Here is a 16,534-nt window from a genome sequence, read left to right as displayed (position 1 = left end):
GTCATGCGCCATAACCTCCGCCGATTCTTGCCCTCGCTCGGCGGGCTCATCCGAGGCGAAGTTCCCGCCGACACCGCGACCGAGGCGATCCCGGTCATCGACGAGGCGATGGCCGTCGGGATCCTCGACCTCGCCGTGCGCATCGGGCAGACCATGCTGGCGACGGGCGCATCGGCGAGCGAGGTCACCGCGACGATCGTCCGGGTGAGCGCCGCATATGGCCTCGGCCCGGTACACGTCGACGTGACCTACAACTCCATCACCGCGTCGCATCACCGCAGCGGAGCGCCCCTTCCCTTCACGCTGCTGCGCGTCGTCCGTCAGACGGCACCCGACCACGACAAGCTCCGGCGCCTGCAGTCCCTGGTCGCCGACATCGGAGACGGACTCGACCTCGGGCACGCTCGCACCCTGCTGCGCGAGGTTCGGCGCTCGCCCTTCCGCTACGGTCCCGGGATCGTCATCGTCGCCCAGGCCACCCTGGCGGTGGGTGTCGCGGTGATGTTCGGAGCGGGTCCCCTCACCGTCGCCGTCGCGTTCTTCGCAGCGGGCGCCGCCGCGGTCACGCAAGCCCTGCTCTCGCGCGCGCAGGTTCCCTACTTCTTCAGTCAGATCGCCGCCGCTCTGGTGCTGACCCTCGTCGCCGCACTCACCCCCCTCCTGGCGATGACTTCGATACCCGGCGGGGACAGCGTGCGACCCTCGGTGATCGTCGCCTCGGGGGTCGTGCTGATGCTGGCGGGGCTCACCGTCGTCGGCGCCGCGCAGGACGCGATCGACGGCTTCGCACTCACCGCGACCGGACGCATCCTCGAGCTCATGACCCAGACTCTCGGCGTCGTGCTCGGCATCCTCGCCGGGCTGCAGACCGCGCGGGTGCTCGGTCTCACCATGGAACCGCCGAGCGCAGCGCTGCCCCTGGGATCCGTGCCGCTTCAGTTCGCGGGAGCAGCACTCATCGCGATCGCGGTCGCCGTCTTCAACGGAGCGGGACTGCGGATCGTCGTGGTCAGCGCCATTCTGAGCGTGGTGGCCTGGCTCGGGTTCCTCGCGGCATCCGGAATCGGCCTCGAGATCGCGGCGGCGAGCGGTATCGGAGCGTTCGCGGGCAGCTTCATCGGCGTACTCGCCGCATATCGACTGCACGTGCCAGCGGTCGCCATCACGACTGCGGCGATCCTGCCGATGGTGCCCGGGGCGGCGGTCTTCCGCGGCCTACTCGGCATCGTGGAGTCCGGCGACAACCCGCAGATCATGCTCGAGGGGTTCGGCACTCTTGCCGCGGCCGCAGTGATCGGCGTGAGTCTCGCCGTCGGCGCCTCTCTGGGGATATACCTCGGACAGCCGGTGCGTGCCTCGCTCGGCGGCGTCGTTCGCGCCCGCGCCCGGCTGCGACGTTAGGCCAGCGCGCTAAAGTGCGGTCATGACTCTGGACGACCTGGGCTGGAACGAGTTCAATCTCGGCATCCTCGGAGCGACCGCGGCCCTCGCCGGCCTCGTGATCGTGGCGGCGAGCGTCAACATCGCCGAGATCGTGAAGTCGCGCTCCCTGACCGCGCGCCTGGGCGCCGGAATCGCGACGCTCGTGCTCGCGATCACGGCTTCCGCCCTGGCCCTGTTCCCCGGGATCACGTTTGTCGCCTATGGCGCCGCGGTGCTCGCCTCGGCGCTGATCACGATGGTGTTCAACGGACACGCGGCGCATGCGATCGCCCAGAACACCGACCCGCAGAACCGCTACAAGGTGCCGCGTGCCACCGTCAGTTTCGTGCCCGCGGCGATCTACGCCGTAGGTTCGGCGATGCTGATCGCGGGCGAGCCGGCGGGCCTCGTCGTGGTAGCCGTCGGAGCCATCGTCGCGATCCCGGTCGCGCTCATGATCTCGTGGATCGTGCTCGTCGAAGTGCTCCGCTGAGGCGGATGCACGGGAGAGTCGTCCCGCGAGCTGTTCCCGTCAGAGGGTCCGTCGCCCCTCGAACGCGCGACCGAGTGTGACCTCGTCGGCGTACTCGAGATCCCCACCGACCGGCAAGCCCGAGGCGAGGCGCGAGACGCGCAGCTGCAGGGTCAGCAGGAGTCGGCTGAGGTAGGTCGCCGTCGCTTCGCCCTCGAGGTTCGGGTTCGTCGCGAGGATGACTTCCTGCACGGTTCCGTCGGCGAGTCGTGTCATCAACTCGGTCACACGCAGATCGTCGGGACCGACACCATCGATCGGGCTGATCGCCCCGCCGAGGACGTGGTACAGCCCGCGGAACTCCCGCGTACGCTCGATGGCCGCGACATCCTTCGCGTCCTCGACGACGCAGATGACCTGGGGATTACGGCGTGGGTCCCGACAGATGCTGCAGCGATCCTGCTCGGACACGTTGCCGCAGACCTCGCAGAACCGGACGCGCTCGCGCACATCGGCCAACAGGGTCGCGAGTCGCTTCACATCGAACGACGGTGTCTGCAGGATGTGGAAGGCGATGCGCTGTGCCGACTTCGGCCCGATGCCCGGCAACCGACCGAACTCGTCGATCAGGTCTTGCACAATTCCGTCGTACATCAGGTGAACCTCGTGGGCTGTTCGAAGCGTTCCTCGCGCACGAAGGTGGCGCCGAGCACCTGACGCACGACCGCCTCACCGTAACGGGCGGTGGCGCGGGATGCGGGTGCGGCTGGGGTGCGCGCGCGAGCGGGCGCAGACGGAATGGAGCCCGGACCGAGCACATCGACATCGGGTTCGTCGGGGATCGGCGCTTCGTCGACGCTCAAGACCTGACCCTCGCGCTCGGGCACGGTCGGGCGAGCGAGCGCCGGAGACGCAGCCACCTCATCGGGCTCGTCATCGACGGCGAGCTGCGCGGGGGCGCGCAGCGTGCCGAGCGCGACGGGCGGCTCATCCGCTGTTCGCGGGATCGCCGCGACCGCCCACTCCGTCACCGGTGCCGGAGCCAAGCGAGACGTCGAAACGGGCGTCGAAGCTGCCGCTTCGGGACGCGAGGCGCCCGACCCAGGGGCGCGGGTGACCCATCCTGACGGCGGCTGATCCTCCGGCGGCGAGTCATCGGGCGGGCCGTCGTCCGGGGGCGGCGGTTCGTCCGCGGGCGGGGCAGGGTCGGGGCCATCGAGGCGGGCGAGGAACTTGACACGCACACCCAGGACCCGCTCGATCGCGGTTCGCAGGTCTTCGCTGGCGTTGGCCGCGACGCCGCGTTGACGGAACTTCTGGACATCGCTCTGGCTCTGGAAAGTGACCGTGAGCACATCACCCTCGTACGCGTTCACTCGGGCATTGCTTGCCACGAGCCATGAGGTGCGGCTGATGTCTTCGAGCGTCGAAAGAACCTCGGGCCACGAGTCGCGGAGCATCGCGACCGTCACGGGCCCCGTCGGTCGAGGGCGAGCCGGATCCCCGACAGGCGGCTCGGGTGAGGTTGGCGCGGGAGCTGCGGCGGTGGCGGTCGACGCCGAAGATGCGGCCAGCACGGGGTCTGCCGGCGGTGCGGCGGTGGTCGCCGTCGCGGGGGTTGCCGATGCGGCCGGTGCCGGCGCAGGAGGCGTCATCGCGACAGAAGCCGGCGCAAGCGGTGCGGTCGGCGCCTTCACGACCGACGCCTCGCCCGGAGCTGCACGGGTGACGGGCGGCGCACTGGCCACGGGCGTCGCTTCGGATGCGAGCACGCGCGCGACCATGAGCTCGAGCTGCAGCCGCGGGGACGTCGCGCCGGTCATGTCGTCGAGCGTGCGGCTGACCAGGTCGGCGACGCGGGACAGACGCTCGCCGCCGAAGATACGGGCCTGTCGACCCATCCGCTCGAGTTCGTCCACAGGCACACCCCGCAGCACGGCCGAGGCTGCCGGGCCCGTTGCCTCGACCACGATCAGGTCACGCAGACGCTCGAGCAGATCATCGACGAAGCGCCGCGGATCCTGTCCGGTCTGCACGACGCGGTCGACGGCACCGAACGCCGCCGCGGGGTCGGGGTCGGCGAGCGCCTCGACGACCTCATCCAGCAACTCCGCGTGGGTGTAGCCGAGCAGTGAAACGGCACGTTCGTACCGGACGGTTGCGGAGCCGGAATCTGCCGAGATGTCCGATCCCGCGATGAGCTGGTCGAGCAGCGACAGGGTGTCACGGGGCGACCCGCCCCCCGCGCGAACGACCAGCGGAAGCACGCCCGGTTCGACCTGCACACCCTCTTGCGCCGAAAGCTCTTGAACGTACTCCAGCATGGGTCCGGGGGGCACGAGCCGGAACGGATAGTGATGAGTGCGCGAGCGGATGGTGCCGAGCACCTTGTCGGGCTCGGTCGTGGCGAAGATGAACTTGACGTGATCGGGCGGCTCTTCGACCAGCTTCAGCAGCGCGTTGAAGCCCTGCTGGGTGACCATGTGCGCCTCATCGAGGATGAAGATCTTGAAGCGGTCGCGCGCGGGGGCGAAGATCGCCCGCTCGCGCAGATCGCGGGCATCGTCGACCCCGTTGTGGGATGCCGCGTCGATCTCGACGACATCGAGCGAGCCCCCGCCTGCGCGGGAGAGCTCGACACAGCTCGGGCACACACCGCACGGCGTATCGGTCGGGCCCTCGGCGCAGTTGAGGCAGCGCGCGAGAACACGGGCCGATGTCGTCTTGCCGCAGCCGCGCGGCCCCGAGAACAGGTAGGCGTGGCCGACCCGGTCGTTGCGCAGCGCCGTCATCAGCGGGTCGGTGACCTGTGACTGACCGATCATCTGCCCGAACGTCTCGGGTCGATAGCGGCGGTACAGGGCGGCGGTCACGTCCCCAGCCTACGGCGTGGCACGGACATCCAGACCGCCTCAGGAGTCGGCGCCGAGGTCCGAATCGTCGCCCGCGCCGAGCCCGCCCGCGTCGCCTACGGGTATCGGGCCCGTCAGTGTCGGGATGCTCGTGCTCACCGTGGGCACCGACGCCGAGAGCAGCGTGCCGTCTTCGCGCCGGATGTCCTCGAACTGCTCGATCGTCGGACGCCCCGAACGCACGGGACCCTGGTCGGCGAGCTCCACCGAGAGCTCCTCCCCCGGTGCGATGACGTACTCACGGCCGCGCACCGAGAACGCCACCGGCTCGGCCTCGCCCTCGTCCAGACTCAGCGTCAGAGCCTCGCGCGTGAGTGTGACATTCAGGTGGGCGTCGTGCCAGCGCAGCGTGTACGACAGCTCGGGCCACGATTCGGGCAGCCGGGGATCGAACGAGAGCTCGCCGTAGTGGTCGCGCATGCCGCCGAATCCGCACACGAGCGCGGTCCAGACGCCGCCGGCCGAGGCCACGTGCACGCCGTCCGCGGCGTTGTGATGCAGGTCGCCCAGATCGACGAAGATCGACTGCTCGAAGTACTCCAGCGCCAGGTCCTGGTAGCCGACCTCCGCGGCGAGGATCGCCTGGACGACCGCGGACAGCGTGGAGTCGCCGGTGGTCAGCGGGTCGTAGTACTGGAAGTCGGCCAACTTCTCTTCGGCCGAGAAGTGATTCCCCTGCAGGAACAGCGCGAGCACGACATCGGCCTGCTTGAGCACCTGGAACCGGTAGATCACCAGCGGGTGGAAGTGCAGCAGCAGCGGGCGACGATCTGCGGGCGTGTTCTCGAGATCCCAGACCTCACGTTCGAGGAACAGAGAGTCCTGCGGATGGATGCCGAGGGCCGGGCTGAACGGGATGTGCATCGCCTCGGCCGCGAGGTCCCAGCCCTCCGCCTCGAGCGGGTCGAGACCGAGGCGGTCGACCATCAGGCGGTAGGCGTCGGGAGCGTCATGTTCCATCTCGCGCACGGTGCGGGCAGCGAAGCGCAGGTTGAACCGCGCCATCACGTTGGTGAAGAGGTTGTCATTGACGACAGTGGTGTATTCGTCGGGCCCGGTGACACCGTGGATGTGGAAAGTCGGGTCGCCCTCGCCCTCGCGCCAGAAGCCGAGCGTGGTCCAGAGCCGCGCGGTCTCTACCGCGATGTCGATGCCCTCGCGGTAGAGAAACTCGACGTCGCCCGTGCCGCGCACGTACTTCGCGAGCGCATACGTCACGTCGGCGTTGATGTGGTACTGCGCCGTTCCGGCGGCATAGTACGCGGATGCTTCTTCCCCGTTGATCGTCCGCCACGGGAAGAGCGCACCGGCCTCGTTGAGCTGGAAGGCGCGACGACGCGCGGCGGGCAGCATCAGCGCCCGCATCCGGAGGGCGTTGCGCGCCCAGAGCGGTGAGGTGTAGGTGAGGAAGGGCAGGACATAGATCTCGGTGTCCCAGAAGTAGTGCCCGCTGTATCCGGATCCCGTGACGCCCTTGGCCGGCACACCCTGGCCGTCCGCGCGGGACGCGGCCTGCGCGAGCTGGAACAGACACCAGCGGGTGGCCTGCTGCAGGTCGTCGTGCCCACCGATCCGCACGTCGGAGCGCTTCCAGAACGCATCCATCCATTCGCGCTGGCGCGCGTAGATCGACTCGACGCCCTCGAACTCGGCCCGGTCGAGTGTGCGCCGGCAGCGGTCGACGAGCTCGCGCGCGGGAACCCCGCGGGAGGAGTGGTACGACACGAGCTTGGTCACCGTGATCGGTACACCCTGCTTCGCCTGGACGCGGAAGACGTTCTTGGCGATGTCGGGCTCGATGAGCGTGCGCGCCTCGTAGTCATTCTCGGTCTCGATCAGGTGGTCCGCCGCGACCGCGACCGTCATGCCCGATTCGTTCACCTGGTAGCTGAGGGTCGAGCGGACGCCGTCCTGCCAGTACTCCTGCGGCAACAGGACGCGATCAGCGGCGATCCGCTCGGCCTTGCGCGGGTCGAACCCCGCGGCCTTCGCGCGTTTGGCCGAACCGCCGTAGACGTCCTCGCCGTCCTGGCGGTTGATCAGCTGGCACGAGATCGTCACGGGCGCGTCGGCGTTCAGCACGGTGACGCTCAGCCGCATGACCGCCAGGTGCTTCTCGTCGAAGGAGACGATGCGGTCGAAGTCGACCTGCACCTGCTTGCCCGAGGGGGTGCACCAGACGACGTGCCGCTTCAGGAGTCCCTCTTGGAAGTCGAGGACCCGCTCGTATTCACGGACGTCGGCGACGTCGAGCGAGAGCGGCTCGTCGTCGATGTAGACGCGCATCACCTTGGCGTCGGGGGCGTTGACGATCGTCTGCCCGACCTCGGCGAACCCGTACGCCTGCTCAGCGTGTCGGATCGGCCAGGTCTCGTGCAGTCCGTTGATGAAGGTGCCGTGCTCGTGGGCGCGACGACCCTCGGGCTGGTTGCCGCGTAACCCCAGATATCCGTTCCCGACCGCGAAGAGGGTCTCGGTGACCCCCGTGTCCTCTTCCGAGTACGAGGTCTCGATGAGGCGCCACGGGTCGACGGGGAACCGATCGCGATCGATCATGACGGAGAGTGCTCCTTAGCGCGGGTCCAGCAGGGAAAGGGAGTGAGCGAGAAGATCAGGGCACGAGTACGCCGAGGTCGGCGACCACGAGGTGGGCACCGGCCTTCAGCAACTCGTCGGCACCGACGCCGCGGTCGACACCGATGACGAGTCCGAAGCCGCCAGCGGCTGCCGACATGACGCCCGAGATGGCGTCCTCGACGGCTGCGGCGCGTGCCGGTTCGACGCCGACCAGCCGAGCCGCCTCGACGAAGACATCGGGGGCGGGCTTGGACGAGAGGTTGTCGCGCTCGGCGATGACGCCGTCCATGACGACGGGGAAGCGGTCCGTGAGACCCGCGACCTGCAGCACCTCGGTGGCGTTCTTCGAGCTCGAGACGACAGCGATCGGTGTGCCCGCGGCCTGCAACGCATCGAGAAGGCGCACCGAACCGGGGTACGCCGAGATTCCTTCGGAGCGGAGCACCCCCGAGAACACGACGTTTTTGCGGTTACCGATGCCGCACACCGTGTCGGCGGTCGGCGGGTCGGACGGATCGCCCCACGGCACCTCGACATCGCGGCTGCGGAGAAGGCTCGCGACTCCGTCGTAGCGCTTCTTGCCGTCGAGGTATTCGAAGTAGTCCCGCTCGGTATACGGCGGGGTGATGTCCCACGCGGCGAAGAGCTCTTCGAACATCGTCTGCCACGCGTGCATGTGCACCTCGGCCGTCGGCGTGAGGACGCCGTCGAGATCGAAGAGCACGGCATCGTACGTGGACAGATCGGGCAGAGCGGCGGTCACGGAGCCTCCAGGATCGCGGTGGGCCGAGGTCGGGAATCGGCGGCTCGCCATCGCGCCTTGAGGCCAGCGTAGTGGTGCCGAGAGCCGCGTCGGAACCGTCTCACCCCTGCGTCGCGCGGAGCGTCTGTCGCGCGATCTCGAGCTCTTCGTTCGTCGGCACGACGAGAATCGTCACGGGCGAGGAATCCGTTGAAATGACGCGGATGCCTCGGCCGCGGGCAGCGTTCCGCTCGGGGTCGATCTGCACGCCCGCGAAGCCGAGCGTCTCGAGAGCCGCGGCACGTACCTCGGCCGAGTTCTCGCCCACCCCGGCGGTGAACGAGATGACGTCGACGCCGCCGAGCTGCGCGAGGTATGCGCCCGCGTAGGCGCGGAGCCGATGGATGTACACGTCGAACGCGAGCGCGGCGGCCGGGTCCCCGGCGTCGCGCCGCGCGACGAGGTCGCGCATGTCGCTGACTCCCGCGAGCCCCCGAAGGCCGCTGCGGCGGTTGAGCAGATCGTCGAGGTCGTCGATGCTCTGTCCGGCCCGCCGAGCCAGGTGGATCAGCACGGCGGGGTCGAGGTCGCCCGAGCGGGTGCCCATCACGAGTCCCTCGAGCGGGGTCAGCCCCATCGAGGTGTCGACCGAACGCCTCCCGCGGATCGCGGTTGCCGAAGCACCATTGCCGAGGTGGAAGACGATCTGGCGCAATTCCGTCAGATCTCGTCCGACGAAGTTCGCCGCTGCCTCGCTGACGAACTTGTGCGATGTGCCGTGGAATCCGTAGCGGCGGACGCGATGCGCCTCGGCCAACTCTCGGTCGATCGCATACGTGTACGCCGCCGGCGCGAGGGTCTGGTGGAAAGCGGTGTCGAACACGGCGACGTGCGGGATGTCCGGAAACGCCTGCTTCGCGGCGCGGATGTCCTCCAGGTTGGCGGGATTGTGCAGCGGCGCGAGCACCGATAACTCGTCGATGTTGATTTCGACCAGCGGGGTGATCAGGGTCGGCTCGTAAAAGCGCGCCCCGCCGTGCACGACGCGGTGCCCGACGGCGACAGGCGGATTGTCGCTGAGCGACGGACCGTTCTGGGCGAACGCCTCGAGCATCACGGCGAAGCCGGCCGTGTGATCGGGGATTGGCAGCTCGCGATCGTAGGTGGCCTCGAGCACCGTCGGCGCCGGCTCGCCCGCACGCGCGTGGCCGAAGCCCGCGGCCGAGACAGTGTGGGTCGCACTGCCCACGTCTTCGCCGATGCGCTCGACGAGGCCGGACGCCAGCACGTCTTCGGTCGCGACATCGATCAGCTGGTACTTGAACGACGACGATCCGCTGTTGACGACCAGGATGGCGCTCACGCGTCGGCCTCTCCCTGCGCCTGAATGGCGGTGATCGCGATCGTGTTCACGATGTCTTCGACCAGGGCTCCGCGGGAGAGGTCGTTGATGGGCTTGTTCAGGCCCTGCAGCACGGGCCCGATGGCGATCGCGCCAGCGGAGCGCTGCACGGCCTTGTAGGTGTTGTTGCCGGTGTTGAGGTCGGGGAAGATGAAGACCGTGGCGCGGCCCGCGACATCCGATCCCGGCATCTTGGCGGCGGCCACCGCGGCGTCGGCGGCCGCGTCATACTGGATCGGCCCCTCGACGGCGAGCTGCGGGGCGCGCTCCCGCACGAGGTCCGTCGCCACTCGCACCTTCTCGACATCCGCTCCGACGCCCGACGTGCCCGTCGAGTACGACAGCATCGCCACGCGGGGCTCGATGCCGAACTGCTCGGCGGTCGCCGCGGACGATACCGCGATGTCGGCGAGCTGTTCGCTCGTCGGGTCGGGGATCACGGCGCAGTCGCCGTAGACCAGCACGCGGTCCGCGAGCGCCATCAGGAACACGCTCGAGACGACCGATACGCCCGGCTTGGTCTTGATGATCTCGAAGGCGGGACGGATGGTGTGGGCCGTCGTGTGCGCGGCGCCCGACACCATGCCGTCGGCGAGTCCTAGGTGGACCATCATCGTGCCGAAGTACGAGACATCCGTCACCGTGTCGGCCGCCTGCGCATACGTGACCCCCTTGTGGGCGCGCAGCCGGGCGTATTCTTCGGCGAATCGGTGCACGTGGACGGCATCGAACGGGCTCAGCACCTCGGCGGACGCGATGTCGATTCCCAGCTCGATCGCCCGGTTTCGCACCTCGATCTCTTCGCCGAGGATCGTCAGGTCGGCGATCCCCCGAGCGATCGCCCGGGCGGCGGCCCGCAGCACGCGGTCGTCGCTCCCCTCGGGCAGCACGATGCGTCGGCGGTCGGACCGGGCGCGCTCGACGAGCTGATAGCCGAACATCAGGGGTGTGACGACGGTGGCGCGCGCGACGCCGATCGCTCGGAGCAGCTCGGTCGTGTCGACGTGCGTCTCGAACAGCGAGAGCGCGGTGTCGTAGCGGCGCTGCGAGTCGGCCGCCAGACGACCGCGCGTGTTCATGATGCGAACGGCCGTGTCGTAGGTGCCGAGGTCGGTCGTGATGATCGGAAGGGTCGAGCCGAGGCCGTCGATCAGACGCATGATCGGGTCCGGCAGGTCGAAACCGCCATTCAGGACGATGCCCGAGATCGAGGGGAACGTTCCCGAGGCGTTCGCGAGCAGCGCGGCGAGGAGAACCTCGGAGCGATCAGCCGGGATCACAACGACTGCACCCTCGAACAAGCGCGGCAGCACGTTGACCATGGACATGCCCGCGACGACGACTCCGAGCGCCTCGCGCGTCAGCAGATCGGGGTCACCCGTCAGCAGCGTGCCGTCGACCGAGCGCATGATGCCGCGGATGGAGGGAGCGACGAGGAACTTGTCCTCGGGGATCGCCCACACCGGCACACCCGCACTGCCATGCGCCGCAACGGTCCGTCGGAGCGTCGCCACGGTCTCGCCGAGACGGTGGGAATCGGCGCGGTTCGCGACCACCGCGAAGAGTTCGGCTCGGCCGTGAGCCAGTTCCACGAGCGCGAGGTCGGCGATCTGGCCCACCTCGTCGGGGGTGCGGGCGACGGACGTCCCGAGCTGTTCACCCTGCCCCTGCCCCGCGCGACCGCCGAGCACGAGCAACACCGGCGCCCCGAGGTTCGCCGCAATGCGCGCGTTGAACGCGAGCTCGGCGGGGCTGCCGACATCCGTGTAGTCACTGCCGAGGATCACGACGGCGTCGCACTGCGCCTCGACCGCCTTGAAGCGCTCCACGATCGCACCCAGCGCACCCTCGGGGTCGGCCCGGACGTCGTCGTAGGTGACCCCGATGCATTCGTCGTACGAAAGCTCGACACCGTCGTGTTCCAGCAGCATCTCGAGCACGTAGTCGCGCTCGATCGTCGAGCGGGCGATGGCTCGGAAGACGCCGACGCGAGGCATCGCATGGCTCAGGGTGTCGAGCACACCGAGCGCGATGGAGGACTTGCCGGAATGGCCCTCTGCGGACGTGATGAAGATGCTCTGCGCCACGTCGTCCAGCCTAGGCGTCGTGCCGCCTACACACGGATCGGCCGCGAAGATCGCCGCCGGAAAGAGTAAGACTCTCCGCGCACCCGGCAGAGCCTGGTTACCCTTGCTACGTTTCCGTCCTGGGGGAGTTGGCCGGGATACCGCCGCGCGGAGAGCTGACACCAGTCTAACCATCCCTCCCCCGGGCGCCGAAAACGAGCGGATGCCTCGACCCGGGGGATCCCCGTGGAGTCAGGCAACTCCCGGCCTCCCCGCGCGGTTCCCGGGTTACGATTGGGTAACGCGGGGTCGATGCCGATCCCTCCACCCGACGACGATCCAGGGGGTCGCATGCCGGATTCACCCGCACCTGCCGAGCTGCTCGACGGGGCCGACGTGCGGCGCCGGGTTTCGCCCGCGCCTCCCCTCCCCATGGATGCGGAGAGGTTTGCAGAACTCACCCGGGCGATCGGTTCCTCTATTTCGAGCGTCATCGACGGCAAACCCGCGGCGGTCCGCTCAGCCCTCGTGGCCCTGCTCGCCGAGGGGCACCTGCTGATCGAGGACGTCCCGGGTGTCGGTAAGACGATGCTTGCGAAGGCCCTGGCGACATCCGTGGACGCGAGCGTGCGACGAATTCAGTTCACGCCCGACCTGCTCCCCGGTGATGTGACAGGAGTGTCGGTCTATGACCCGGCGGAGCGTGAGTTCGAGTTCAAGGCCGGCGCGATCTTCGCCCACATCGTCATCGCCGATGAGATCAACCGCTCGTCGCCCAAGACCCAGTCCGCACTGCTCGAGGCGATGGAAGAGGGTCAGGTCACCGTGGATGGCCGGACGCATCCGCTGCCCGATCCGTTCCTCGTCGTGGCGACACAGAATCCGCTCGAGATGGAGGGTACGTACGCCCTGCCCGAGGCGCAGCGCGACCGGTTCATGATCCGCATCTCGATGGGATACCCCGATGCGGCGTCCGAGGCGCTCATGCTGCGCCAGCGCGATACCGTCAATCCCCTCGACGCCCTCCAACCCGTCGTGACGACCGCCGAGGTGTCGCGAATGATCGCGTTCGCGCGCAGCGTTCACGTCTCTCCCTCGGTCGGGGAGTACGCGGTCGCGCTCTCGCAGGCGACACGATCGCACCCCGAGTTGCGGCTCGGCGCGAGCCCGCGAGCAACCCTTCAGCTCGTGCGTGCGGCGAAGGTCTGGGCGGCGCTGGATGCCCGCAACTTCGTCATTCCCGACGACCTGATCGCCCTGCTGCAACCGGTCTTCGCGCACCGCCTGATTCCCACGCGCAGCGTCACGGGTACACGCGCGCGGGGCGGCACGGACACGGTCGCCGCGATCATCGACCGCATCGCCGCCACGGTTCGGGTACCGGTCGCGGCGCGCTCATGAGGCGCGGCTGGCCGTTGACCCTGCGCGGCACGGGTGCGCTCGTGCTCGCGATCGTCAGCTTCATCCTGGCCGGCGAACTCGGGATCATCGAGTTGATGTACATCGGATGCCTGCTGGTCGCGCTGCTCGCAGCCGGCTTCGTCGTCCTGCACGTGGGGCGGCGGGTAGGCCGAGCCGAGCGCACCCTCCGCCCGGATGTCGTGCCGGTCGGGTCGTCAACCCAGGTGCATGCCCGCGTGACCATGCGGAGCTTTTCTCCGTTCGGGACGATCCAGTGGTCGGATGGCCTCCCCGACGCGCTCGAAGGCGACGCACGAGGAGATGCCTCGGGCCTCGCCACGCGCGCCGCCGGGATCGATCAACCGCTCGACATCGCCTATTCGGCGCGGGCGGTGCGGCGCGGGGTCTGGAGCATCGGTCCTCTGACGCTTCGCACGATCGACCCGTTCGGTCTCGTGCGCCGGACCCACGCCCCCGCGGGTGACACCCGAATCGTGGCGGTGCCCGCGACCATCCCCCTTCCGCACGTGGCGATCTCGGCGGGTGAGGCGGGCGGCGCCCTGCATGCGTCGTCCGACCAGCTGGGGCAGGGTGCCGACAACCTGATCGCGCGCCCCTACGCTCCCGGGGACTCGATGCGCCGCATCCACTGGCGAGCAACGGCTCACCGCGACACCCTGATGGTGCGGCAAGAAGAGCAGGAGTCGACGCCGGCTGCGACCGTCCTGCTCGACCTCGGCGCGCCACGGTGGGACTCCTCCGCGCGACACGAGACCGGGGTGGATCCCGCATTCGAAGCGGCGCTCTCGACCTGCGTCTCGATCGTTCTGCGTTTTGCCCGGGACGGATACCAGGTCGTCGTCTCCGACACCGATGGCACGCCTCTCTGCGAGCCCCTTCCCGGAGCCGATGCCCCCGAGGACGTCGAACAGATGTTGTTGCGATTCGCCTCGCTCGTCTCTCGACGCGACGACACACTGCCGGGTCTCGCGCAGCGGTACGCGGGCGTAGAGGCCGGTCCGCTCGTACTGATCACGGGGATTTTCCGTCTTCAGGACGCCGATGTCCTGGCGCCGCTGGCCCACCACTCGAGCCTTCCGATCCTGCTCGCCGCCACCCCGTCCGCGGATGCGCTCGAACGCGCGACACAGGCCGGGTGGCGGACTGCCGCGATCAGCCCCGACGCAGATCTGAGCGACGTGTGGTCCGAGGTTGCCGACCGAGGAGCGCATCATGTCTTCGCGTAGGGTTCGGGCTCTCGCAAAGGGCCGGACGCGACCATCGGCCGGACTCGCTCTGGCCGTGCTGGTCGGGGTGTCGACCTCGCTCCTGCCCCTCCTTCGCGTCGTCCAACCGGGCGCGTGGCTCGCCGGATCGATCGCAATCATCGCGTTGGTGCTCGGCGCCGGGTACGTCGCACGCCGCTTCGGCCTGCCATCCCTCGCCGTCAGCCTGATCGGCATCGGCGTCTGGGTCATCACGGTCAGCGTCGTGTTCTTCCGCGATTCCGCCCTGTTCGGTGTCATCCCCATGCCCGCGACGTTCCGCGACGTCCCGCTTCTCGTCGACGCGGCCATGACGCAGGTGCGCGACGGCGCCGCGCCCTTGAACGCCGGCATGGCCTTGTCGTTCCTGATCGTGGCCGCGGCCGGACTCCTCGCGATCGCGATCGATCACGTCGTCGTCTCGGCGCGGATGCCCCTTCTCGCAGCCGTCGCGTTGATCACCGTCTACCTCATCCCCGCCATCGCGGTGCCCCAGAGCGTCGACGTCGGCACCTTCATCGCCTTCGCTGCGGGCCTGCTGCTGTTGCTGGGCGTCGAAACCGCAACCCGAGACCGCGGTGGCAACGGCGGCGGCGATGACGGCGCGGGCGATGCCGATCGCGCACGAACCGCGGGAACGCGACGCGGCACCGCTGTCACGGCCGTTGGTGTGGGGGCCGCAGCCCTCGTCGTCGCCATCGTCGCGACACCCGCTCTGCCCGCGCCGGTACCCGGCGGCACGAGCATCGTCGCCATCCGCGGCAATTCGATCGACCCGTCGCTCGACCTCGGTCGCGATCTGCGGCGCCCGGAAGACACGGCCGTGCTGCAGGTGCGCAGCGACGCGCCGACCCCGCCGTACCTGCGCGCCGTGACATTGTCACGCTTCGACGGCGAGGAGTGGCAGCCCGATCGGGGCGTGGGCACATCGCTCGATGAAGAGTTCGAGCCGCTCGTCGTCGACTCGGATGTGCCCATTGCCGAGTACACCGCGACCGTGCAGGTCGTGAACTATGTGAGCCCCTGGCTGCCGGTGCCCTACCCGGCGGTGAACCTCGACGGTCTCGAGGGCGACTGGTCGGTGCTGCCGCAGAACAGGACCGTCATCTCGCGCTCGTCCTCGCCGCAGGGGCAGGAGTACGAGATCACATACGACGTGCCCCGACCCTCCGCCGAACGCATCCGCTCGTCCGAGGCAGCGATCGGGCCGGATTCGGCGACACTCAATCTGCCCGAGGACGACCCCGCCGTGGCCGCGATCCGCGAGCAGGCTCTGGCCGTGACCTCCTCGACCAGCAGTGACTACGACGCCCTGGTCGCGCTGCAACGGTGGTTCCGCGGTGTCGAGTTCGAGTACTCGCTCAATGCACCCGTCCGAGCCGGGTTCGACGGCACGGGGTTGGAGGCGGTCCAGGAGTTCCTCGATGTGAAGAGCGGCTACTGCGTGCACTTCGCCTCGGCGTTCGCGATCATGGCGAGGACCCTCGACATGCCCGCGCGCATCGTCGTCGGGTATCTGCCCGGCACGGCGACAACGGATTCGATCGACGAGCAGACCGTGCACGAGGTGTACAGCTCGCAGCTGCATGCGTGGCCCGAGGTCCACTTCGAGGGCATCGGATGGATTCCGTTCGAGCCGACGAACAGCCTGGGCGTGCCGACGGCTTTCGCCTCGTCCACGACGCCGGGCACGGCCGACGGTTCGACCGAAGAGACGGCGCCGCTTGCGCCCGAGGCACCCTCGGCATCTCTGGGACCGGACCAGACCGACGCGCTCGATGAGAGCGACTCTGCCGCCGGAACCACGACCGTCGGCGCGGGACCGCCCGTCGGCTTCGTCCTCGCGGTTATCGCGGTGTTCGCACTGCCCGGTGTGTGGCGCGCGATTCGTCGTCGGCACCGGCTGATCGCCGCGCACACGGGAGATGCCGCAGCGGCCTGGGCCGAGGCATCCGATACCGCTCTCGACCTGGGCATCGCCCTACCTCGCGGCGAATCGCCCCGGGTGCTCGGGCGGAGACTGGTCGACGAAGCGGGAGCGGATGCTGCGGCGATGGCCGTGCTCGTCGCAGCTATCGAGCACGCGAGTTATGCCCCTCCGGCATCGGCGGGGCAACGCCGCTCGGATGAGCCCCTCGACGCTGCCGTGCGCACCGTTCGGGCCGGCCTGGTCGCAGCCTCCGAGAGGAGGGCGCGTTTTGCCGCGACCCTGGTGCCGAGGTCGCTGTTCGGCCGGAGGGCGGCAGAGATGCGAGCGGCAGGATAGGATGGTCGG

At 69.0% G+C, this 16,534-nt stretch carries 11 protein-coding genes and 1 other RNA gene; 5 read left to right on the top strand and 7 right to left on the bottom strand.

From position 1 onward, the window contains the following. The first annotated feature begins 3 nt into the window (after positions 1 to 3). Both ACIQ0W_RS06865 and ACIQ0W_RS06860 read left to right on the top strand, forming a co-directional pair. Positions 4 to 1,401, top strand: a complete 1,398-nt coding sequence (locus ACIQ0W_RS06865; RefSeq protein WP_396642018.1) for a threonine/serine exporter ThrE family protein — start codon at positions 4 to 6, stop codon at positions 1,399 to 1,401. Positions 1,402 to 1,423: 22 nt separating this feature from the next. After that, on the top strand, positions 1,424 to 1,915 hold the full coding sequence (locus ACIQ0W_RS06860; RefSeq protein ID WP_396642017.1) for a hypothetical protein: 492 nt from the start codon (positions 1,424 to 1,426) through the stop codon (positions 1,913 to 1,915). Positions 1,916 to 1,954: 39 nt separating this feature from the next. Here ACIQ0W_RS06860 and recR read toward each other — a convergent pair whose 3' ends face one another. From recR to ffs, 7 genes are all read right to left on the bottom strand, one after another. Next, positions 1,955 to 2,548, bottom strand: coding sequence for a recombination mediator RecR (gene recR / locus ACIQ0W_RS06855; RefSeq protein ID WP_036297771.1), 594 nt, complete (start codon positions 2,546 to 2,548; stop codon positions 1,955 to 1,957). Further along, entirely contained in the window at positions 2,548 to 4,767 is a 2,220-nt protein-coding gene (locus ACIQ0W_RS06850) for a DNA polymerase III subunit gamma and tau (protein WP_396642016.1), read from the bottom strand. Before ACIQ0W_RS06850 ends, recR begins: the two co-directional genes overlap by 1 nt. A 39-nt stretch (positions 4,768 to 4,806) precedes the next feature. Then, on the bottom strand, positions 4,807 to 7,362 hold the full coding sequence (locus ACIQ0W_RS06845; protein WP_396642015.1) for a glycoside hydrolase family 65 protein: 2,556 nt from the start codon (positions 7,360 to 7,362) through the stop codon (positions 4,807 to 4,809). A gap of 55 nt (positions 7,363 to 7,417) precedes the next feature. Beyond that, positions 7,418 to 8,197 carry an HAD family hydrolase gene (locus ACIQ0W_RS06840; RefSeq protein ID WP_396642014.1) on the bottom strand — a complete coding sequence of 260 codons (780 nt, stop codon included), beginning with the start codon at positions 8,195 to 8,197 and terminating at the stop codon, positions 7,418 to 7,420. A gap of 49 nt (positions 8,198 to 8,246) precedes the next feature. Next, positions 8,247 to 9,488 carry an acetate/propionate family kinase gene (locus ACIQ0W_RS06835; protein ID WP_396642013.1) on the bottom strand — a complete coding sequence of 414 codons (1,242 nt, stop codon included), beginning with the start codon at positions 9,486 to 9,488 and terminating at the stop codon, positions 8,247 to 8,249. Next, positions 9,485 to 11,614 carry a phosphate acetyltransferase gene (gene pta, locus ACIQ0W_RS06830; RefSeq protein WP_396642012.1) on the bottom strand — a complete coding sequence of 710 codons (2,130 nt, stop codon included), beginning with the start codon at positions 11,612 to 11,614 and terminating at the stop codon, positions 9,485 to 9,487. The genes ACIQ0W_RS06835 and pta overlap by 4 nt, the downstream gene beginning before the upstream one ends. 63 nt (positions 11,615 to 11,677) lie before the next feature. Then, an RNA gene (ffs, locus tag ACIQ0W_RS06825) (signal recognition particle sRNA small type) lies at positions 11,678 to 11,774 on the bottom strand. Positions 11,775 to 12,025: 251 nt separating this feature from the next. Here ffs and ACIQ0W_RS06820 point away from each other — a divergent pair. Genes ACIQ0W_RS06820 through ACIQ0W_RS06810 form a run of 3 tightly spaced genes read left to right on the top strand, consistent with a single transcriptional unit; the run spans position 12,026 to position 16,525 of the window. Further along, positions 12,026 to 12,994: a MoxR family ATPase gene (locus tag ACIQ0W_RS06820; RefSeq protein ID WP_036298315.1), complete on the top strand. Its 969-nt coding sequence runs from the start codon at positions 12,026 to 12,028 to the stop codon at positions 12,992 to 12,994. Further along, the gene (locus tag ACIQ0W_RS06815) at positions 12,991 to 14,241 is read left to right on the top strand and encodes a DUF58 domain-containing protein (protein ID WP_396642011.1); all 1,251 of its coding nucleotides are present in this window, start codon (positions 12,991 to 12,993) and stop codon (positions 14,239 to 14,241) included. Before ACIQ0W_RS06820 ends, ACIQ0W_RS06815 begins: the two co-directional genes overlap by 4 nt. Beyond that, entirely contained in the window at positions 14,228 to 16,525 is a 2,298-nt protein-coding gene (locus ACIQ0W_RS06810) for a transglutaminaseTgpA domain-containing protein (protein WP_396642010.1), read from the top strand. Before ACIQ0W_RS06815 ends, ACIQ0W_RS06810 begins: the two co-directional genes overlap by 14 nt. The last annotated feature ends 9 nt before the right edge of the window (positions 16,526 to 16,534 follow it).

This window comes from Microbacterium sp. (assembly GCF_044340635.1).
Taxonomy (GTDB): Bacteria; Actinomycetota; Actinomycetes; order Actinomycetales; family Microbacteriaceae; genus Microbacterium.
The sequence above is the reverse complement of the archived record's forward strand: the minus strand, read 5'-3'. Positions and strand labels throughout refer to the sequence as shown.

Excerpts from the sequence above, each read along its gene's own strand:
- ACIQ0W_RS06815 (WP_396642011.1), top strand. The coding sequence starts at position 12,991 with ATGAGGCGCGGCTGGCCGTTGACCCTGCGCGGCACGGGTGCGCTCGTG.
- recR (WP_036297771.1), bottom strand. The coding sequence starts at position 2,548 with ATGTACGACGGAATTGTGCAAGACCTGATCGACGAGTTCGGTCGGTTG.
- ACIQ0W_RS06845 (WP_396642015.1), bottom strand. The coding sequence starts at position 7,362 with ATGATCGATCGCGATCGGTTCCCCGTCGACCCGTGGCGCCTCATCGAG.
- ACIQ0W_RS06860 (WP_396642017.1), top strand. The coding sequence starts at position 1,424 with ATGACTCTGGACGACCTGGGCTGGAACGAGTTCAATCTCGGCATCCTC.
- ACIQ0W_RS06840 (WP_396642014.1), bottom strand. The coding sequence starts at position 8,197 with ATGGCGAGCCGCCGATTCCCGACCTCGGCCCACCGCGATCCTGGAGGC.
- ACIQ0W_RS06810 (WP_396642010.1), top strand. The coding sequence starts at position 14,228 with ATGTCTTCGCGTAGGGTTCGGGCTCTCGCAAAGGGCCGGACGCGACCA.
- ACIQ0W_RS06865 (WP_396642018.1), top strand. The coding sequence starts at position 4 with ATGCGCCATAACCTCCGCCGATTCTTGCCCTCGCTCGGCGGGCTCATC.
- ACIQ0W_RS06820 (WP_036298315.1), top strand. The coding sequence starts at position 12,026 with ATGGATGCGGAGAGGTTTGCAGAACTCACCCGGGCGATCGGTTCCTCT.